This window comes from Micromonospora sp. NPDC085948 (assembly GCF_040686315.1).
Lineage (GTDB): Bacteria > Actinomycetota > Actinomycetes > Mycobacteriales > Micromonosporaceae > Micromonospora.
This window is the reverse complement of sequence record NZ_JBFBJW010000007.1, coordinates 17,891-34,759: the sequence shown is the minus strand read 5'-3', so window position 1 is coordinate 34,759 and position 16,869 is coordinate 17,891. Positions and strand designations below refer to the sequence as shown.

The following is a 16,869-nucleotide window of genomic DNA, read 5'->3' as shown; positions in this document are numbered from 1 at the left end:
GAAACAACCGCGCGCTGTGGGTGGTGGCGTCCGCCCGGTCCGTGGGCATTCTTCGGGTATCGACTCGACGACCTGCCCGGCGTGATACCAATACTCGAACAGGCGAAGTCGGCAGAAATGGGCGGCCCATGTCGACAAGGGCAGCAGCGCTGCTTCGAAAGCCGGGGCAACCGCAGCGACCCAGCCTTCTCGAACTCTTCTTCGACCTGGTGTTCGTCTTCGCTCTCAACCGGCTCTCGAACCGTCTGGTCGAGGAACTCACCGAACCGCGGATCGTCCTCGTCGAGGCCGGCGAGACGCTGCTGCTGCTACTGGCCTTCATGGTGCTGTGGTTCGTCACGGCGTGGGTCACCGACCTCTACGATCCGCAGCGGCCGCAGCTTCAGGTGTTGGTCTACACCGCCATGCTCGGCGCGCTGGTGATGGCGGTCGCGGTGCCGCACGCGTTCGGGGACAGAAGTCTGGCCTTCGCTGGCGCGTACGTCGCCGTCCACATCATCCGTGGGCTGATCATCGTGCCGATGCTGCGTGGCCACGAAGCTCAGCGCCGGGCGGCTGCGGTGTTCTTCTGGTTCACGTTGTCGGCCGTGCCGTGGATCGCTGGAGCGATCGTGGCGGATCTGGCCCGCGGGCTGTTGTGGACGCTCGCGATCGCCATCGACTGCACGGCGCTGCTGCTGCTCTATCCCGCGCCGTGGTCCCGCCCCACCCAACGACAGTGGCCCGTCCTGGCCGAATATCTGTCCGAGCGTTACCGACAATTCTTCATCATCGCCCTCGGTGAACTGATCTTGACGACCGGCTCGGCCTACAGCGACACCTCCTTCCGACACGTCGGCCCCGCGACCGCCTTCGCGGTCGCATTCGTCACCACGGTGCTGCTGTTTCGCGTCTACCTCTTCCGGGCGGGTCAACTGTTACCCGAAGCCATCAGAGCTGCCGCTGAGCCCGCGCACCTCATGCGGCAGGCATTCGTCGCGCACGTCCTCATGGTGGCCGGGATCGTCGCCGTCGCCGTCGGATACGAAATCGTGATCGAACATCCGTTCGGGCACACCGACGCGGCGTGGATTCTCGTTGTCCTCGGCGGACCGATGCTGTTCCTGATCGGTCGAGCCCTGGTGGAACACGCGGTGTTCGACCGGGTGTCCCATTCTCGGATCATCGGCGCACTCGTGCTCGCCGCCGCCTCGCCAATCATGATCTTCTTGCCGCCGTTGGCCGTGGCCGTCACCGCCGTCGCCGTCCTCGCCGGCATCGCCGCCACCGACGCCGCCCACGCCCGGGGAAGACCGCCCGAACGGCCGCACCCGCCCAATGCGCAACAGTGAACGCAGACACGATGCGGCCCCCGCAAGGGGTCCACGGAGAGACCTCCCGCGAGGTGGAACCGGCCGTGACGACTCGCGGCGGGTGCGAGGCCGTCACGGTCGGAGCGCGTCCTAGCCTCGAGGGAGCACGGTGATGGCCGCGACGGCGCTGTTGACGACGGTTGCCGTCACGGTGCGGGTCACGGCTTCCGCTGCGGCGTCGGCACCCCAGTCGCCCCGCTCGAGTTCCTTGGCCCGGCTGATCACCGATGACGTCCACGGGATCTCGCGGTGGAACTGCGGGAGCGTCCCGCTCGCCGAGAGCAGCGCCGCGAGCGCGGCGACACGGGCTTGCGGCTCCGCACCGTCCACGAGGACCTGCCGGACGTCGGCGAGCAGGCGGGACCGTCGTTCGGTCCTGCCCTCCCGCAGTGCCGTCGTCCGAAACAAACCGAGCACCTTACGGGACTCCTCGTCGATGTCGCCTCGTGCGATGAGCCGCTCCAACACCGGCTGGCGCAGGGCGGGACCGATCGCGGCCAGGGCCGTCTGCACCCCCCTCGGTTTCTCGGCGAGGTAGTCCCACGCCGGGCGCAGGAGACCATCCGATGGTGGGTGGTCGGGCACGCCCCGGAGCCGCCCCCGGTCCGCCGTGCTCAGGTTCTCGCCGAGGGCGAGGTCCGCGAGGACGGCTCCGCCGAGGACGTAGAAGAGGGTGTTCTCTCCCGCGATCGTCCCGGAGCTGGGTTGGAACAGAAGCAGCAGGAGATCTTCCACAATTGTCGGGGCGTTCGACCGCGGCTCGGTGGTCATCGGCGGGGCTCCCAGCGGAAGAGTCGGGTGGCCAGAGCGACGGCGACGACGACCCAGCCGAGCGTGGGCGCGAGCAGAAGCAGTGAGTCGGTCACGGCGACGCCGCCGTTCCAGGCGTTCATGGTCAGTTCGGTGGCGGCGCCGCCGGGCAGCAGCCGCTTGAGCCAGGCGAGGTTCTCGGTGCCGGAAATGCCCACCCAGCTGGCGACGGCGATCACCCCGAGGGTAACGGGCAGGGTGGTGACCTGGGCGTGTTCGGGGGAGTTCGTCAGCCCGGCCGTGGCCAGGGCCAGGCCGATCATCATAGCCAGGGCCGCGATGGTCGCCACGACCAGCAGGGCGATGTTCGCCGGTCCGCCGGCGACCACGGCCAGGGCGGTCAGGATCGCGGTCACCTGGATCAGGGCGAGGATAACCACGGGCAGTAGCAGGCCGGCGAGGATGCCGGCGTCGCCCTCGGCGGTGGAGCGCAGCCGCTTGAGGAAGAGGTTCTGCCGTCGGGACGCCAAGGTGGTGACGGCGGTGGCGTAGAGCCCGAACGCGGCGATCGTGAACATGACGATCGCGGCGATGTAGCCGAGGCTGCCGAGGGCGGCGTAGGTCTCGTGTTGGCGGACGAAGAACGCGCTGACCACTACCGGGATGATGAGGCTGGTGATCAGTACCAGACGGTTGCGGAAGAGTTGGATCAGTTCGCTGGACGCGATGGACAACACGGTGACACTCCTGTCGGAAGATCGAATCAACTGTTGATGGCGCGGAAGACGTCGTCGAGCCGGGTCGGCCCCGCCGTCAGGTCCCGCAGCTCCACGGCGTGGTCCTGCGCCCAGCCGAGCAGGAGGTGCAGGTCCTTCTGGAGCTCGAAGGTCTCGACCGTGACCTTCCCGCCCAGGTCGACGGCGGCCCGCACCGGCAGCGTCGGCGTCGGTGCGGCAAGGGAGAAGCGGATGACCGCGGGCAGGGTGCGGGTCAGCTCGGAGACGGTGCCCTCCCGGTGGAGGGCGCCCTCGTGCATCAGCCCGATCCGGTCCGCGCGTTGTTGTGCTTCCTCCAGGTAGTGCGTGGTGAGCACGATGGTCGTACCGTCCTCCCGCAGCCGGTCCACCGTCGCCCAGACGGCGTCGCGGGACTGGATGTCGAGGCCGGTGGTCGGCTCGTCCAGGAAGATCAGCTCCGGGCTGCCGTAGACCGCGGTGGCGAAGTCCAGCCGCCGTTTCTCCCCGCCGGACAGCTGCGAGACCTTGCGGCGGGCTCGGCCGGTGAGGTCGACCAGGTCGAGCACCCGGTCGACGTTGTCGGTACGTCGGGTGAGCCGGCCGACCAGGCCGACGGACTCACGGACGGTGAGGTCCGGGGAGAATCCACTCTCCTGGAGCATGACACCCATTCGGGGACGTACCGCCCGACGGTCTTCGGGGCGGTGCCCGAAGACGCGTACGGTGCCCGAGGTTGGCCGCCGGTGTCCCTCGACAACCTCCAGGGTCGAGGTCTTCCCGGCCCCGTTGGTGCCCAGCAGCGCGTAGAGCTCTCCGGGTCGTACCTCGAAGGTGAGGTCCTGCACGGCGTGGAAGTCGCCGTAGGTGAGGTTCAGCTGTTCGACTTCGATGACGGGTGTGGTGGACATGCACCCATGACAGCGCGGGCGCGGCTGACCCGTCAGTGGCACCACGTCATCGCCGCATGTGACGTGGTGTCACTGGTCGTGGTCCCTGGCTGCCGGATACTGGCCTGGTGACCGCGAGATCGCCGCGCTTCACCGAGTCGACGCAGGGAAGGCTGCGCCGGCTCAACCTCGTGACGTCACTGCCGCCGGTGGCGTTCGCCGCGGTGGTCCTGCTCTACACCGACGCGCGTACCTGGTGGCACATCGTCGTCCTGGCACCGGGGGCCGTGGCGGCCGTGGTGGCCTTCGAACGCTGGACGGCCAACGACCTCGCCCGGGTCGCGCTGCCCTGCCTGGTCGTGGCGGCGGCGGTCTGGCCGCTCGGGGTACTGGTGACCGGCAGCCCCAACGCCTACTGGGGGTTCTGCGCCGTAGGCTCCCTCGGAATGCGCGAGGTGCGACGGCGTCGGAAGCTGCTGATGGCCGGGCTGTTCACCTACGTCGCCGCCGTCGGTACGGCGCGGTTGCTGGTGCAGCGGGACGACATCGGTCACGTCCTGCTCACCTACGTCCTCATCCCGACCGTCCTCACCGTCATCGTGACGATCTTCACCGTGGTGGGGGAGCGGTTCTTCGACCTCATCCGGGAGCTCGAACAGACCCGGGAACGGGAGGCGGAGTTGGCCGTGGTCCGGGAGCGCGTGCGGTTCGCCAGCGACCTGCACGACATCCAGGGCCACACCCTGCACGTGGTCAAGCTGAAGATCGCCCTGGCCCAACGACTGCTGCTCAACGACACCAAGCGGGCGGAGAAGGAGCTGCGGGAGACGTACGCGCTGGTCAGCGACACCATCGCGCAGACCAAGGAACTCGCCTACGCGCAACGGCGGCTCAACCTCACCGCGGAGATCGAGAACGCGAAGAACCTGTTCGAGGCGGCCGGCATCCGGGTCCGGGTCACCAGGGAGGCCGAGGTCGATACCCGCGCCAGCGAACTGCTCGGGCAGGTGCTGCGCGAGACGACCACCAACATCCTGCGACACACCCAGGCCACCCACGTGCAGATCACCCTCGCCGCGTCGGGCATCACCATCGTCAACGACGGCGTGACCGCCAACACGGCCCCCGAACTCAGGGGACTGGCGGCACTGCGGCAACGGGTGGCCGGCGACGGAGGTGAGCTGACCGTGGAACAGAAGGACCAGCGGTTCCTGACCGCAGCGGTCTTCCCACCCGTGCGGGCCGACGCGGCCCCGACAGTCAGGGGGAAGGACCGATGACCACCATCGTGCTCGCCGACGACGAGGCGCTGCTGCGCACGGCCCTGGCCGCGCTGCTGCCGATGGAGGGCGACATCACGGTGCTCGCCGAGGCGCAGGACGGGCAGACGGCGATCGCCGCCACCCTGCGGCACCGGCCCGACGTGCTGGTCATCGACCTGGAAATGCCGGGCGTGGACGGCCTGGGCGCGGTCGCCGAGATCCGCCGCGAGCGGCCGGAGCAGGTGATCCTCATGCTGACCCGACACGCCCGCCCCGGCGTGCTGCGCAAGGCGTTGAAGCTCGGCGTCCAGGGCTTCGTCAGCAAGTCCGCCGAGCCAGCGCACATCACCTCGGTCATCGCCACCCTGCATGCGGGGAAACGCTGGATCGACCCGGACGTGTCCGCTCTCGCCGTCACCGAGGACAACCCCCTGACCGACCGCGAAGCCGACGTCCTGCGGGTCACCAGCGAGGGCTACTCGGTCGCCGACATCGCCGCGCGGCTCCACCTCGCCCCCGGCACCGTCCGCAACTACCTCTCCAACGCCATGCGCAAGACCCAGACCCGGACGCGCCACGAAGCGGCCCGCTACGCCCGCGAACACGACTGGCTGTAGCGGCGCGCCGGTGTGCCCCGACGGCTGGGTCGTGGGGGAGCAGACCGGCGCCGGCGGCTACGGTGCCCGAACTGTGCCGCTGCGGCCCGCCCGGCGGGGGAACTGCCCTGTGCAGTTCCCCCGCCGGATCGTCAGGCAGCGGTCCGCTGCACCGCCGTGGCCGGGTTGCCGTCCACCGCCGCGGTCAACTGCGGAACGATCTTCTCCAGCAGGAACGGCAGGCTCAACGGGGTGATGAACGAGGTCGCGGCGCCGACGAGTTCCTCGTTCTCCAGGTAGATGTCGCGACCCTCGGTCTTGACCTTGAGCTTGCTGTAGATCGGGTCGGCCTGCACCTTCGCCCTGTCGGTGTCGTAGCTGTCGACCAGCCAGATCAGTACGCCGGTATCGAGCATGTCGCTGCGCTCCCGGCTCAGGTTCGCGCCGAACTCCTTGCCGGTCACCTCGGCCAGCCCGGACGGTAGCGTGAAGCCCAGGTCGGTGAGAAAGCGGCCGCGCGAGTCCTGCGGGCCGTACACGTAGTAGCCCTCGTAGGTGGTGGCCATCAGGCCGGTCGCGCCGGCGAAGGCCGGGTTCGCCGTGCGTACCGCCGCGAACTTGGCCTCGACGCCGGTGACGACCGTGTCCGCCTGAGCCTTGCGCCCGACGGCGGTGCCGACCGTACGGGTGACGTCCTGCCAGGACACGCCATAGTCGACGGAGCCTTTCGGCTGCGCCACGGTCGGCGCGATCTTGGCAAGCTTCGCGTAGTCCTCGCTCGTCAATCCCGAATAGACGCCGAGGATGAGGTCGGGCCGTAGCGCCGCCACCTTCTCGAACTGGACGCCATCGGTGTTGGTGAGCACCTGCGGCTTGGCGCCCGTGCCCAGCGCCGCCTCGGCCCAGGGCCAGATGGCACCCGGCTTTTCGCCGAACCACTCGGTGGTCGCCACCGGCACGACGCCCAGCGACAGCAGGGCGTCCTGCTCGACCAGGCCGACCACGGCGATCCGCTTGGGCTCGGCCGAGATGGTGGTGGTGCCGAACTTGTGCTCGATCGAGACCGGGAAGGCGGTGGAGGTGGCGGCACCGGACGAGGGGGCCGACGGCTCCGACCCACCGCCGCAGGCCGCGGGGAGAAGCAGGAGCGCGGTCGCCGCGACGACCGTGGCGCTCCGGCGGATTGAGGTAAGCCGCACGGCTGTTCCTTTCTGCAGCGAGGCCCCAGGGTGATGACCTCGAACGGGAGTGTAGGTTAGCCTCACCTAACTTAGTAACGCGAACGGGTGGACGGTGGAGCACGTGTTGACCTCAGGCACCGGCATCCGCCCGGAGCCCCGGACCGTCTCACCCACCAAGGCGCCGCGCGAGCCGTTGTCGCGCACCGCTCGCCGCTGGACGGGGCTCGCCGTCGGCGTCGTCGCCCTCGCCGCCGCCCTGGCGCTGAGCATCGCCGTCGGCAGCCGTTCGCTCGGCCTCGGCACGGTCTGGCAGGTGCTCTGGCACGACGACGGCTCCGCCGCCGCGGAGATCGTGCATCGGCTACGGGTGCCCCGGACGATCCTCGGCTTCGCCGTGGGCGCGGCGCTGGGCCTGGCCGGCACGGTGATGCAGGCGCTCACCCGCAACCCGCTTGCCGAACCGGGGTTGCTCGGGGTGAGCCTGGGCGCGTCCACCGGCGTGGTGCTGGCCATCGCGCTGCTCGGAGTGACAAGCGCGAACGGGTACGTCTGGTTCGCCATCGCCGGTGCCGGGCTCACCTCGGCGGCCGTCTTCGCGCTCGGCGGCGCCGGCCGGGCACCCACACCGGAACGGCAGGTGCTTGCCGGGATCTCCCTCACCTCGGTGCTCGGGGCCGGAATCTGGGCGATCCTGGTGACCCATCGGGAGGCGTTCGACAGGTACCGGCACTGGGACGTCGGATCGCTCGCCGACCGGGAGACCAGCACGATCACCCAGTTGGCGCCGTTCCTGACCGTCGGCATCCTGCTCGCGCTGCTGCTGGGCCGCCAACTCAACGCGCTGAGCATGGGCGACGACGCGGCGACCTCGGTCGGCGCCCACCCGGGGCGGGTCCGGGCGCTCGGCATGATCACGATCACGCTGTTGTGCGGCGCCGCGACAGCCGCCTGCGGGCCGATCTGGTTCGTCGGCCTGGCCGTCCCGTACGCGGCCCGGATGTTCACCGGCTCGGACCACCGCTGGATCCTGGCCTACTCGCTGGTCCTCGGACCCACCCTGCTGCTCGTCTCGGACGTGCTCGGCCGGGTCCTGGTGGCCCCGGCCGAACTGCCGGTCGGGGTGGTCACCGCGTTCCTCGGCGCGCCCCTGTTCATCGCGCTGTGCCGCCGACGCCGGCTGAGCACCCTGTGAGCGGGCCGCTGCTGCAGCTACGCCCGTCCGGACGGACGACCCGGCTGGTGGTCCGTAGCCGGGGCGGCCGGCTCTCGCTGCGGGTGCACCTGCGAGCGCTGGTCGCCGGCACCGCGCTGCTGCTCACGGCCCTGGGTGTCGCGCTCGTCAACCTCTCCAGCGGCGACTTCCCGATCCCCGTGCCCGACGTGCTGCGCAGCCTCGTCGGCCAGGGCGACCCGGGCACCGACTTCATCGTGCACGAGCTGCGGCTACCTCGCGTGCTGATCACCCTGCTGGTCGGTACGGCCCTGGGCGCGAGCGGCACGATCTTCCAGGGGTTGACCCGCAACCCCCTGGGAAGCCCCGACTTCGTCGGCCTGACGGTGGGCGCGGCGACCGGCGCGCTGATCGTCCTGCTGCTGTTCAACGGCACGGGCTTCCAGGTCGCGGCCGGTGCGATAGTCGGCTGCCTGGCCACCTCGGTCGCCATCTACCTGCTCGCGTTCCGCCGTGGGGTGCAGCCGTTCCGGCTGGTGCTGATGGGTGTCGGAGTGGCCGCGCTGCTCGACTCGTTCAACTCGTTCCTGATCTACCGCAGTCGACTGGACGAGGCGATCGCCGCCCAGGTCTGGTTGATCGGCAGCGTCAACGGTCCCGGGTGGACCGAGGTGACGCTCGTCGCCGTGGCCGTCGCGGTGCTGCTGCCGGTCGCGCTCTACCACGGCCGGCACCTCGACATGCTGGCCCTGGGCGACGAGACCGCGATGCTGCACGGGGTTCCTGTCGAACGCAGCCGGATGGTGCTCGCGCTGGCCGGCGTCGGGCTCGCGGCCGGTGCCACCGCCGCGGCCGGGCCGATCGCGTTCGTCGCTCTCGCCGCGCCACCGTTGGCCGCTCGGCTGACCCGGTCGCCGAATGCCGGGATCCTGCCGGCCGCGTTGATGGGCGCCGCCCTGTTGGCGGCAAGTGACTGGGTCGCCCAGCGCCTGCTGCCCGACGACGACGTCCCGGTCGGGCTCGTCACCGCCGCCCTTGGCGGCATCTACCTGACCTGGTTGCTCTTCCACGAGCGACGTAACCGCGGACAAGGAGCACAGCGATGACCGAGTCGCGGCTGCGGGCCGACGCGCTGACCCTGGCGTACGACAAGAGGGTGGTCGTCCGGGACCTCGACGTCCAGATCACCGACGGGTCGTTCACCGCCATCGTCGGCCCCAACGCCTGCGGCAAGTCGACGTTGCTGCGGTCACTGGCCCGGGTGCTGAAGCCCCAGGCCGGTGCCGTCTACCTGGATGGTCAGACCATCGCGTCACAGCCGTCGAAGCAGGTGGCGCGGCAGCTCGGCATGCTGCCGCAGTCGTCGGTGGCGCCCGGCGGGATCGTGGTGGAGGAGTTGGTCGCCCGGGGTCGCTTCGCCCACCAGCGCCTGCTGCGGCAGTGGTCGCCGGAGGATGAGGCGGCGGTCGCCGACGCGATGCGCCAGACCGAGGTGACCGACCTGGCCGACCGGTTCGTCGACGAACTCTCCGGCGGTCAGCGGCAGCGGGTCTGGCTGGCGATGGCACTGGCCCAACAGACGCCGATCCTGCTGCTCGACGAACCGACCACGTTCCTCGACCTGTCGCATCAGTTCGAGGTGTTGGACCTCTGCGCCGACCTGCACGAGCAGGGCCGCACGGTCGTTGCCGTCCTGCACGACCTCAACCACGCCTGCCGGTACGCCACCGAGCTGATCGTGATGCGGGAGGGTCAGGTCCTCGCTCAGGGTCCACCGGCCGAGGTGATGACGGCGGAGCTGGTGGAGACGGTCTTCGCGATGCCCTGCCGGGTGATGACCGATCCGGAGACGGACACCCCGATGGTGGTCCCGGCCGGGCGGCAACGGCGTCGACTGGCCCGCGCCGGCATCGTCGCAGCGCCGGTCGACCGCGTTTCCGCGTGACCGGCGCGCTCTGCTCCTCCCCGGGTACGCGACGTCAGTTCTTGGGCAGGCCCAGCCGTGCGATACGGCGCTCGCCGTCCAGGGCGCGCATCGCCCGGGCCAGCGTCGCGGCGTGCAGCTCGTCCTCGCCGCGTTCGAGCATGGTCTCCGCCGCCACGCCGATCGCCCTGGCCTCCGCCGCCAGCGCCTGCGCGGCAAGGACGCAACCCCGTGCGTCGAAGTGGCCGCTGTCCCGAGCCGGGTTGAGCCGGGCCACCAGGTCGATGATGCGCAGGTAGCGGTCCACGAGTTCCTGCTCGGCGCGGGTCAGTGCGGGGAGTTCTCGGTCCGTCATCTAAGTCCCTCCGTGGTCGATCCGGGAAGGGTCGCGCATCCCCCGTGCGCGGCAGGACAGGACGAGCCTATCCACCACTGGCCGGGCCACCCGGGTGTCCGTCCGCCAGCTCGGGTGCGCGTCGGATCAGGAGGACGCCGTACGCCGCGATCCAGACCAGCCAGAGGAGCCAACCGGCGAGGCCGAGCAGGGCGAGTGGAAGCGCACGACGGTCTCCGTTGATCGAGCGTTACGCGCGTCCATCGGGACAGACGGTGGGCGGCGGTCGGTCAGTACGCGATGCCGATCGCCCGGCGGATCGTCGCGGGGTCGCCTGCGGCGGCGAGCATGGCGTGGGCCACGTCGGCCCGCGAGATCGTGTAGCCGCGGGCGACGTTGCCGTCGATGGCGGTTCGGTACCGGCCGGTCATCGTCTTGTTCACGAGCTTCGGCGGCCGCACCACCGTCCACTGCGCCGAGCTGTCCGCCATCGCGTGCTCCATGGCGCGCAGGTCCGCGTACAGATCTCTGAGCAGGGCACTGATGACCGGCAGAACGATGCGGCGGTTGAGGAAACTGTCCCCGTCGGGTGTCGGGCCGACAGGGGCGGCGCTGACCGTGACGAGTCGGTGGACACCTTCGGTGTGCATCGCTCTCAGGATCGCTCGCGTGGCGGTGGAGGCGACCGGCCCGTCGCGGCGTCCGCGCGGACCCACGCCGGACAGGACCGCGTCACTGCCGCGCACCACGGGCCCCAACGCATCGGCTTCGTCGAGCGTCGCCACCGTCGTGACCTCCAGCGCCGGATGACGTACGTCGAGGCGGACCGGGTCGCGCACGACCGCGGTCACGGTCAACCCGCGGTCGAGTGCCTGGCGTACGACCTGGTTGCCGATGCCGCCGGTCGCACCGAAGACGGTCACCTTCATCAGCATCTCCTAACTGTGGATTGAGGGTGACTGTTACCGTAGCGGACAATAACGTGGGCGTACAATGTTGACGTGTTCGACGACTCCACACCAGGCACGGACCGGCCGCTGGCCAGTCGGGCCAACTTTCTGTTGTCACAGCTCGGGTTCCACGTCGCGCAGACGTTCACCGCGCGGCTGGCGCCGCTGGGCATCGCGCCGAACCACTTCGGACTGCTCATGCGCCTGGAGCGAAGCGAAGGCAACACCCAGCAACAGCTCGCCGACGCGCTGGGCATCCACCGCAAGGTCATGGTCGGCCTGCTCGACGACCTCGAACAGCGCGACCTGGTCGAACGTCGGCGGCATCCCAGCGACCGTCGCGCCCACGCCATCCACCTGACCGAAGCCGCGCGCGAGCTGCTGCCTCACGCTCGCCGGGTCGCCGACCAGCACGAGGGCGAGATCCTCACCCCGCTCGACGCCAGCGAACGCGCCCGGCTCATCACCGTCCTGCAACGGCTCGCCGAGCACACGGGGAGCCCGGCCGGCGTCCACCCGGGCCTGCACCAGTCAGCCGCCCGCTCTCGCCATCCGGGCGACTCGTCGGGTGCCCGGTAGGGCCTCGATCGGGTGGCAAAGAGGCGCCGTCCGTGTTCATCGGGCCAGCGCGCCGCCGCGATGCTCCTGCGGGCTGATGCCGTACACCCGCTTGAAAGCCGAACTGAGGTCCCAAGGTCCCGGTGTCGGACGCGGGTCGACGAACGCCCGCCGCGAGCGCCACGACCCGCGGCACCGACGCCAGCGCCGCGAACCGCAGCGGGGCGAAGAATCCGAGTGCTGCGAAGACCATCAGGTTGCCGGCGACCTGGCCCGCCAGCGTCACCGGCCCCCGGTCGGCGAGGATCGTGAGCAGATCGCGCAGTGGTACCAGACTCGTCCCGGCCCGCGCGCCCGGCAACATGATCATCCACACCCACGGGACCGTCCCGTAGACGATGCCGACCTCGGCCAGCGACATCCGCCACGCCCACGCCGGCGTGGCGCCGGTGGCGATGCGACGGCGGGCCACAACCGACACCACCAGCGCGGCCAAGGGCAGTGCGGCCACCGTGGTGTGGACCACCCCGGTGAACGTACCGATCCAGTAGTGCCAGTCCTTGCGCATGCACGACGGAGAGATCTCCAGCGCCGCACGGCCGACCGGCGGTCTGGACATCGCCGTACACCTGCCGTCGGCCCTGGAGGCACTCCTTCCGGATGAGGCCTCGGCGCGGCATGTCCGCGACGGACCCTAGGGGTTACGGGCGGCGGCTGCGGCGACGGTTGCCAGCTCTTCGCCCGAGAAGCCGGTGCGGCTCAGCACCGCCAGGGATTTGTTCGTTGCCAGGGTGCACAACGCCAACTCGGTCGCCTCCTGCTCACCGGCCCCGGCCGCCAGCAACGCCTGCTGCAGCATCGCCCGCACACCGTCGATCATGGCGCGGACCGCCACCTGGCTCTCCGCGTCGAGGGCCGGGAACTGCGTTGCCGACACCGTGAGCAGGCAGCCGTCCGGGACCGTTGGGTCGGCGATGCGGTTCAGGGTGACCTGCAGGTAGGCGGCCACAACGGCGCTCGGGCTCGGGTGGGGGCCGGACAGCGCCTGTTCGTACAGCGGGTGGTAGGTCTGCGCGTACCGTTGCAGGCTCTTGCGGAAGAGGGTGCTCTTGTCGCCGAAGGTGCCGTAGAGCGAGCCCCGGCCCAGACCCGTGCCCTCGGTCAGGCGATCGATCGACGCTTCCGAGTATCCCCAGCGCCAGAAGACGTGCATCGCGCGTCGTAGCGCCTCGTCCACGTCGAACTGCTTGCGGCCCGCCATGGTTCGTGAGTCTACACATCTTGTACCGATCGTTCCAAAGGTCTTGTACTGATCGTTCCAAGATGCGTATGGTCACCGGCATGACAAACCTGAGTTCGCTACGGCTGCCCGACGGCTTCACCGACGTCTTCACCAGCCGCCTCGTGGAGGCAAACGGGCTGCGGCTGCACGCCGTCACCGGCGGGGACGGCCCGCCGCTGCTGCTGGTCGGAGGGTGGCCGCAGACCTGGTACGCCTGGCGGGAAGTGATGCCCGCCCTCGCCCGCGAGCACACCGTCGTCGCCGTCGACTCGCGCGGGGCCGGGCTCTCCGACAAGCCCGACAACGGTTACGACGCCGGCACCCTCGCCGCCGATCTGGTCGCGCTGATGGCTGCGCTCGGGCACGACCGGTTCGACGTGGTCGGCCACGACATCGGCATGTGGACCGGATACGCCCTCGCTGCCGATCACCCCGAGCGGGTGGGCCGGCTCGCCGTCGTCGACGCCATCATCCCCGGTCTCACACCTATCCCGTCGGTCTTCAGCCCGGCCGCGGTCAACCAGCGGCTCTGGCACTTCGGCTTCAACCGCCTCACCGACCTCAACGAGGATCTGGTCCGCGGGAGAGAGCGGCTCTTCTTCGGCTACCAGTTCGCCAATAAGGCCGCCAGCCCGGACGCGATCCCCACGTACGCCGTCGACGTCTACGTCGATGCGATCGTCGCGGATCCTCGCGGGCTGCGGGCGAGCTTCGCGTACTACCGGGCGCTGGACGAGACGATCGCGCAGAACGAGCAGCGCAAGAAGAGCCGGCTGACGCTGCCGGTGCTCGCTGTCGGCGGTGCGCGGTACACCGGCGCGGCGGTCGCCGAGACGATGCGGCTGGCGGCCGACGACGTCACCGGGATGGTCATCGACGGCTGCGGCCACTACGCGGCGGAGGAGCAGCCGGCGCGGTTCACCGAGATCCTAAGGGACTTCCTCGGTGGCAACCCGGTAGCAGCCGACACCACGGCCTTCAAATAGTCGATCGAGCCCTGGGCCGGGCCGCGGTGAGCGGGCACCCACTGCGGCCGGGCCGGGCAGTCCTGCTCGAAGTCAGGACTTTCGAGTCCGGTCCCCGGTCCAGGCCGCTTCGAGGATCGCGGTCAGGCTGGCGGTGTCGGTCGGGCCTGGATGGTTTTGGATCAACCGGGTGACGCCACTGGCCATCTCCGCGAAGCGGGGAAGGTCGGCGCGTGCCACGCCGATGTCCGCCAGGGTGGGAGGGATCCCGATGTCGGCAAGGAGCCCGTCGAGCCAGGTGAGGAACGTGTCTGCGGCCTCGGCATCCGAGGCGCCGGTCACGTCGAGCCCGCACACCCCGGCGAGGATGGCCAACCGGTCGGCGATGGCATCCCCGGCCGCGTCCAGCGCGTAGGGCAGGAGCAGCCCGACGCCCAGGCCGTGTGGCGTGTGCGTGGCCGCGCCGATGGGGTACTGGAGAGCGTGCGGGGCCGCGTTGCCCGCGTGGGAGAACGCGAGCCCGGCGAGCATGGACCCATAGGACATGTCCGCGCGCGCGTCCGTGTCGCCGCCGTCCCGGACAGCACGACGCAGGCTACGGGCGATCCGTTCCGCGGCCTGGAGCGCGTAGTGGTCGGTGATCTGGTTACGGCCGAGGAACACCTGTTCCACCGGGTCACGCGGTCCGTGGGCGCGGGGTCGGGCGGTGTAGCTCTCCACCGCGTGACAGAACGCGTCGATGCCGGAGTGGGCGGTGACGGTCGCGGGGCAGGTGTAGGTGAGTTCGGGGTCGACGATGGCGAAGTCGGGCACGATGTGGACGCTGGAGACACCCACTTTCAGCTCGCGGTCCGGGTCGGTCAACACCGAGACGGGGGTGAGCTCGGAGCCGGTACCTGACGTCGTCGGTACCGCGACGAGAGGAACCGTCGGCCCCGGCACCTTCGACTCGCCGTAGAAGTCGCGCGGTGACCCACCGTGGCGCCGGATGACGCCGACGATTTTGGCGAGGTCGATAACCGTGCCACCCCCGATGGCGAGGATCACGTCGGCGTCCACCTCGGCGGCGGCCGCGACGGCCAGGGCGACATCGGTGAGGGGCACGTCTGAAGTCGCGTCGGAGAACACCTCGACGGCCTGGACCTTCTCCCGCACCGCGGCCACGATCTCGGCCACGCCCGGCTGCCGCAGCAGAACCCGGTCGGTCACGATGAGGACGCGCGAGCCACTCTCGGCCACCACTCGTGGGATGTTCTGCGCGACCCCTTCGCCCACGATCAGTTGGCGTGGTCCGCGGACGGTCTCAAGCATGTCGGTGCCTCTCCGGAACGTCGGCGGCGATGTGCTGGGTGGACGTCCGGGTCACCTGTGAGACCGGGACGACGACGGCGAGGTTGGCGGCCCGGGTCGCGCAGGCGAGCGCCCGGCGCAGCGGGCCGGTCACGGTAGGTCGATCGCCGCGTAGGTGAGGTCGAGGTACTCGAGGATGCCCTCGTGCGACCCCTCCTTGCCGATCCCGGACTGCTTCACGCCCCCGAACGGAGCTGACGGGTCCGAGATCAGCCCACGGTTGATGCCGACCATCCCCGTCTCCAGCCCCTCGGCGAACCGGAGCGCTCGCTGGAGGTCACGGGTGAAGACGTACCCGACCAGGCCGTGCTCGGTGTCGTTGGCCTTCGCCAGCACCTCGTCGTCGGTCGTGAACGAGATGATCGGCGCCACCGGGCCGAAGATCTCCGCCCGGAGCATCCGCGCATCCTCCGGTACGTCGACGAGGACCGTGGGCGGGTAGAAGTAGCCTGGCCCGTCCGGACGCTCGCCGCCCACCAGGACCCGGGCGCCACGATCGACCGCGTCGGCGACGAGCTCGTCGATCGTGCTGACCGAGGCCTCGTCGATCAACGCCCCGACGTCCACGCCGTCGTCGAGGCCATGTCCCACCGACAGCGCGCCCATCCGCTCGGCGAAGCGTGCCGTGAACTCCTCGCGCACCGGCTCCTCGACGTAGATCCGGTTGGCCGCGATGCAGGACTCCCCGATGTTGCGCATCTTGGCCACCATGGCGCCGTTGACCGCGACGTCCAGGTCGGCGTCGGCACACACGATCAGGGCCGCGTTGCCGCCCAGTTCCATGGAGGTACGCAGCACGTTGTCCGCGGCCTGTCGCAGCAGCACGCGCCCGACCTCGGTCGACCCGGTGAACGAGAGCTTGCGGGTCCGACTGTCGGCCAGCAGAGCGGAGACCACCGCGCCGGAACGCTTGGTGGTCACCACGTTGACGACACCCGGGGGTACGCCGACCTCCTCCATGATGCGGGCCAGCAACAGCATGGTGAGTGGCGTCTGGCCTGCCGGCTTGGTGATCGTCGTACAGCCCGCGGCCAACGCGGGAGCGATCTTGCGGGCGCCCATGGCCAACGGGAAGTTCCAGGGCGTCACGAAGACGCACGGTCCGACCGGCTTCGGCACGGTGAGGATGCGGTATCCACCCGCGGGAGCGATGCTGTAGCGCCCCTCGACACGCACCGCCTCCTCGGCGAACCAACGGAAGAACTCGGCGCCGTAGGCCACCTCGCCCCGAGCCTCGGCGAGCGGCTTGCCCATCTCGAGCGTTATCAGCTGGGCGACCTCCTCGGACCGCTCGGTCAGTGCCCGGTACGTCGCGGTCAACAACTCTGACCGTTTCCGCGGCGGGGTCGCCGCCCACTCCGCCATTGCCGTGCTCGCCGCGTCCAGAGCGGCGAGCCCGTCCACGACGTCGGCGTCGGCCACCTCGGCGATGGTCTTGCCGGTGGCGGGGTCCTCGACGGCAAAGGTGGCTCCGCTCGCGGCGTCGCGCCAGGCGTCGCCGATCCGGAGCCGCCGGTGCTCGGGGGCCAGGACGTTCATCGGGTCACTCATTGCGTCGCCTCCTGTGATC

19 protein-coding genes are annotated in these 16,869 nt (G+C 70.1%); 9 read left to right on the top strand and 10 right to left on the bottom strand.

The genetic code is table 11. From position 1 onward, the window contains the following. Nucleotides 1-23 precede the first annotated feature (23 nt). Nucleotides 24-1,331: a low temperature requirement protein A gene (locus AB0O48_RS19790; protein WP_365067356.1), complete on the top strand. Its 1,308-nt coding sequence runs from the start codon at nucleotides 24-26 to the stop codon at nucleotides 1,329-1,331. A gap of 111 nt (nucleotides 1,332-1,442) precedes the next feature. Here the strand turns inward: AB0O48_RS19790 and AB0O48_RS19785 are convergent, their stop codons facing one another. From AB0O48_RS19785 to AB0O48_RS19775, 3 genes are read right to left on the bottom strand one after another with little or no spacing between them, the layout of a single operon-like run. Beyond that, nucleotides 1,443-2,123, bottom strand: coding sequence for a GPP34 family phosphoprotein (locus AB0O48_RS19785; RefSeq protein WP_357252162.1), 681 nt, complete (start codon nucleotides 2,121-2,123; stop codon nucleotides 1,443-1,445). Continuing rightward, nucleotides 2,120-2,839: an ABC transporter permease gene (locus tag AB0O48_RS19780; protein WP_357252159.1), complete on the bottom strand. Its 720-nt coding sequence runs from the start codon at nucleotides 2,837-2,839 to the stop codon at nucleotides 2,120-2,122. Before AB0O48_RS19780 ends, AB0O48_RS19785 begins: the two co-directional genes overlap by 4 nt. A gap of 26 nt (nucleotides 2,840-2,865) precedes the next feature. Further along, complete coding sequence (locus AB0O48_RS19775; RefSeq protein ID WP_365067351.1) at nucleotides 2,866-3,747, bottom strand: ABC transporter ATP-binding protein; 882 nt, start codon at nucleotides 3,745-3,747, stop codon at nucleotides 2,866-2,868. Between the two features lie 107 nt (nucleotides 3,748-3,854). Between AB0O48_RS19775 and AB0O48_RS19770 the strand changes: the two genes are divergently transcribed. Together AB0O48_RS19770 and AB0O48_RS19765 are read left to right on the top strand one after the other, a co-directional pair. After that, nucleotides 3,855-5,006 (top strand): histidine kinase, encoded by a 1,152-nt coding sequence (locus AB0O48_RS19770; RefSeq protein ID WP_365067348.1) that lies wholly within the window; start codon nucleotides 3,855-3,857, stop codon nucleotides 5,004-5,006. Continuing rightward, the gene (locus tag AB0O48_RS19765) at nucleotides 5,003-5,605 is read left to right on the top strand and encodes a response regulator transcription factor (protein WP_365067346.1); all 603 of its coding nucleotides are present in this window, start codon (nucleotides 5,003-5,005) and stop codon (nucleotides 5,603-5,605) included. The genes AB0O48_RS19770 and AB0O48_RS19765 overlap by 4 nt, the downstream gene beginning before the upstream one ends. Before the next feature lie 131 nt (nucleotides 5,606-5,736). Here AB0O48_RS19765 and AB0O48_RS19760 read toward each other — a convergent pair whose 3' ends face one another. Beyond that, nucleotides 5,737-6,783, bottom strand: coding sequence for an iron-siderophore ABC transporter substrate-binding protein (locus AB0O48_RS19760; RefSeq protein ID WP_365067343.1), 1,047 nt, complete (start codon nucleotides 6,781-6,783; stop codon nucleotides 5,737-5,739). 106 nt (nucleotides 6,784-6,889) lie between these two features. Between AB0O48_RS19760 and AB0O48_RS19755 the strand changes: the two genes are divergently transcribed. Genes AB0O48_RS19755 through AB0O48_RS19745 form a run of 3 tightly spaced genes read left to right on the top strand, consistent with a single transcriptional unit; the run spans nucleotide 6,890 to nucleotide 9,881 of the window. After that, nucleotides 6,890-7,957, top strand: a complete 1,068-nt coding sequence (locus AB0O48_RS19755) for an iron ABC transporter permease (protein ID WP_365067340.1) — start codon at nucleotides 6,890-6,892, stop codon at nucleotides 7,955-7,957. Then, nucleotides 7,954-9,042, top strand: a complete 1,089-nt coding sequence (locus tag AB0O48_RS19750; RefSeq protein WP_357571248.1) for an iron chelate uptake ABC transporter family permease subunit — start codon at nucleotides 7,954-7,956, stop codon at nucleotides 9,040-9,042. Before AB0O48_RS19755 ends, AB0O48_RS19750 begins: the two co-directional genes overlap by 4 nt. After that, on the top strand, nucleotides 9,039-9,881 hold the full coding sequence (locus AB0O48_RS19745; RefSeq protein WP_357571247.1) for an ABC transporter ATP-binding protein: 843 nt from the start codon (nucleotides 9,039-9,041) through the stop codon (nucleotides 9,879-9,881). Before AB0O48_RS19750 ends, AB0O48_RS19745 begins: the two co-directional genes overlap by 4 nt. A 34-nt stretch (nucleotides 9,882-9,915) precedes the next feature. Here the strand turns inward: AB0O48_RS19745 and AB0O48_RS19740 are convergent, their stop codons facing one another. Continuing rightward, the gene (locus tag AB0O48_RS19740) at nucleotides 9,916-10,215 is read right to left on the bottom strand and encodes a hypothetical protein (RefSeq protein WP_357252139.1); all 300 of its coding nucleotides are present in this window, start codon (nucleotides 10,213-10,215) and stop codon (nucleotides 9,916-9,918) included. Nucleotides 10,216-10,484: 269 nt separating this feature from the next. Beyond that, nucleotides 10,485-11,129 (bottom strand): NAD(P)H-binding protein, encoded by a 645-nt coding sequence (locus AB0O48_RS19735; protein ID WP_365067334.1) that lies wholly within the window; start codon nucleotides 11,127-11,129, stop codon nucleotides 10,485-10,487. A gap of 66 nt (nucleotides 11,130-11,195) precedes the next feature. Between AB0O48_RS19735 and AB0O48_RS19730 the strand changes: the two genes are divergently transcribed. Beyond that, complete coding sequence (locus AB0O48_RS19730) at nucleotides 11,196-11,723, top strand: MarR family transcriptional regulator (RefSeq protein ID WP_365067331.1); 528 nt, start codon at nucleotides 11,196-11,198, stop codon at nucleotides 11,721-11,723. Nucleotides 11,724-12,100: 377 nt separating this feature from the next. After that, entirely contained in the window at nucleotides 12,101-12,253 is a 153-nt protein-coding gene (locus AB0O48_RS19725; protein ID WP_365067328.1) for a hypothetical protein, read from the top strand. A 143-nt stretch (nucleotides 12,254-12,396) separates the two neighbouring features. Here the strand turns inward: AB0O48_RS19725 and AB0O48_RS19720 are convergent, their stop codons facing one another. Beyond that, nucleotides 12,397-12,963: a TetR/AcrR family transcriptional regulator gene (locus AB0O48_RS19720; protein WP_357252128.1), complete on the bottom strand. Its 567-nt coding sequence runs from the start codon at nucleotides 12,961-12,963 to the stop codon at nucleotides 12,397-12,399. Nucleotides 12,964-13,043: 80 nt separating this feature from the next. On the opposite strand from AB0O48_RS19720, the gene AB0O48_RS19715 reads away from it, so the two are divergent. Beyond that, a complete protein-coding gene (locus AB0O48_RS19715; protein WP_357252125.1) occupies nucleotides 13,044-13,970 on the top strand; it encodes an alpha/beta hydrolase in 927 nt (308 codons plus the stop codon). A gap of 72 nt (nucleotides 13,971-14,042) precedes the next feature. On the opposite strand, the gene AB0O48_RS19710 is transcribed toward AB0O48_RS19715, so the two are convergent. From AB0O48_RS19710 to AB0O48_RS19700, 3 genes are read right to left on the bottom strand one after another with little or no spacing between them, the layout of a single operon-like run. Next, nucleotides 14,043-15,260, bottom strand: a complete 1,218-nt coding sequence (locus AB0O48_RS19710; RefSeq protein WP_357252122.1) for an iron-containing alcohol dehydrogenase — start codon at nucleotides 15,258-15,260, stop codon at nucleotides 14,043-14,045. Further along, entirely contained in the window at nucleotides 15,253-15,393 is a 141-nt protein-coding gene (locus tag AB0O48_RS19705; RefSeq protein WP_357252119.1) for a hypothetical protein, read from the bottom strand. The genes AB0O48_RS19710 and AB0O48_RS19705 overlap by 8 nt, the downstream gene beginning before the upstream one ends. Then, nucleotides 15,390-16,850, bottom strand: a complete 1,461-nt coding sequence (locus AB0O48_RS19700; RefSeq protein WP_365067322.1) for an NAD-dependent succinate-semialdehyde dehydrogenase — start codon at nucleotides 16,848-16,850, stop codon at nucleotides 15,390-15,392. The genes AB0O48_RS19705 and AB0O48_RS19700 overlap by 4 nt, the downstream gene beginning before the upstream one ends. Between the last annotated feature and the right edge of the window lie 19 nt (nucleotides 16,851-16,869).

What these genes read in the sequence shown, in the direction of transcription:
- AB0O48_RS19785 (WP_357252162.1), bottom strand. Translation starts at nt 2,123, where the DNA reads ATGACCACCGAGCCGCGGTCGAACGCCCCGACAATTGTGGAAGATCTC.
- AB0O48_RS19775 (WP_365067351.1), bottom strand. Translation starts at nt 3,747, where the DNA reads ATGTCCACCACACCCGTCATCGAAGTCGAACAGCTGAACCTCACCTAC.
- AB0O48_RS19765 (WP_365067346.1), top strand. Translation starts at nt 5,003, where the DNA reads ATGACCACCATCGTGCTCGCCGACGACGAGGCGCTGCTGCGCACGGCC.
- AB0O48_RS19745 (WP_357571247.1), top strand. Translation starts at nt 9,039, where the DNA reads ATGACCGAGTCGCGGCTGCGGGCCGACGCGCTGACCCTGGCGTACGAC.
- AB0O48_RS19740 (WP_357252139.1), bottom strand. Translation starts at nt 10,215, where the DNA reads ATGACGGACCGAGAACTCCCCGCACTGACCCGCGCCGAGCAGGAACTC.
- AB0O48_RS19735 (WP_365067334.1), bottom strand. Translation starts at nt 11,129, where the DNA reads ATGCTGATGAAGGTGACCGTCTTCGGTGCGACCGGCGGCATCGGCAAC.
- AB0O48_RS19725 (WP_365067328.1), top strand. Translation starts at nt 12,101, where the DNA reads ATGCCGACCTCGGCCAGCGACATCCGCCACGCCCACGCCGGCGTGGCG.
- AB0O48_RS19720 (WP_357252128.1), bottom strand. Translation starts at nt 12,963, where the DNA reads ATGGCGGGCCGCAAGCAGTTCGACGTGGACGAGGCGCTACGACGCGCG.
- AB0O48_RS19715 (WP_357252125.1), top strand. Translation starts at nt 13,044, where the DNA reads ATGACAAACCTGAGTTCGCTACGGCTGCCCGACGGCTTCACCGACGTC.
- AB0O48_RS19710 (WP_357252122.1), bottom strand. Translation starts at nt 15,260, where the DNA reads ATGCTTGAGACCGTCCGCGGACCACGCCAACTGATCGTGGGCGAAGGG.
- AB0O48_RS19700 (WP_365067322.1), bottom strand. Translation starts at nt 16,850, where the DNA reads ATGAGTGACCCGATGAACGTCCTGGCCCCCGAGCACCGGCGGCTCCGG.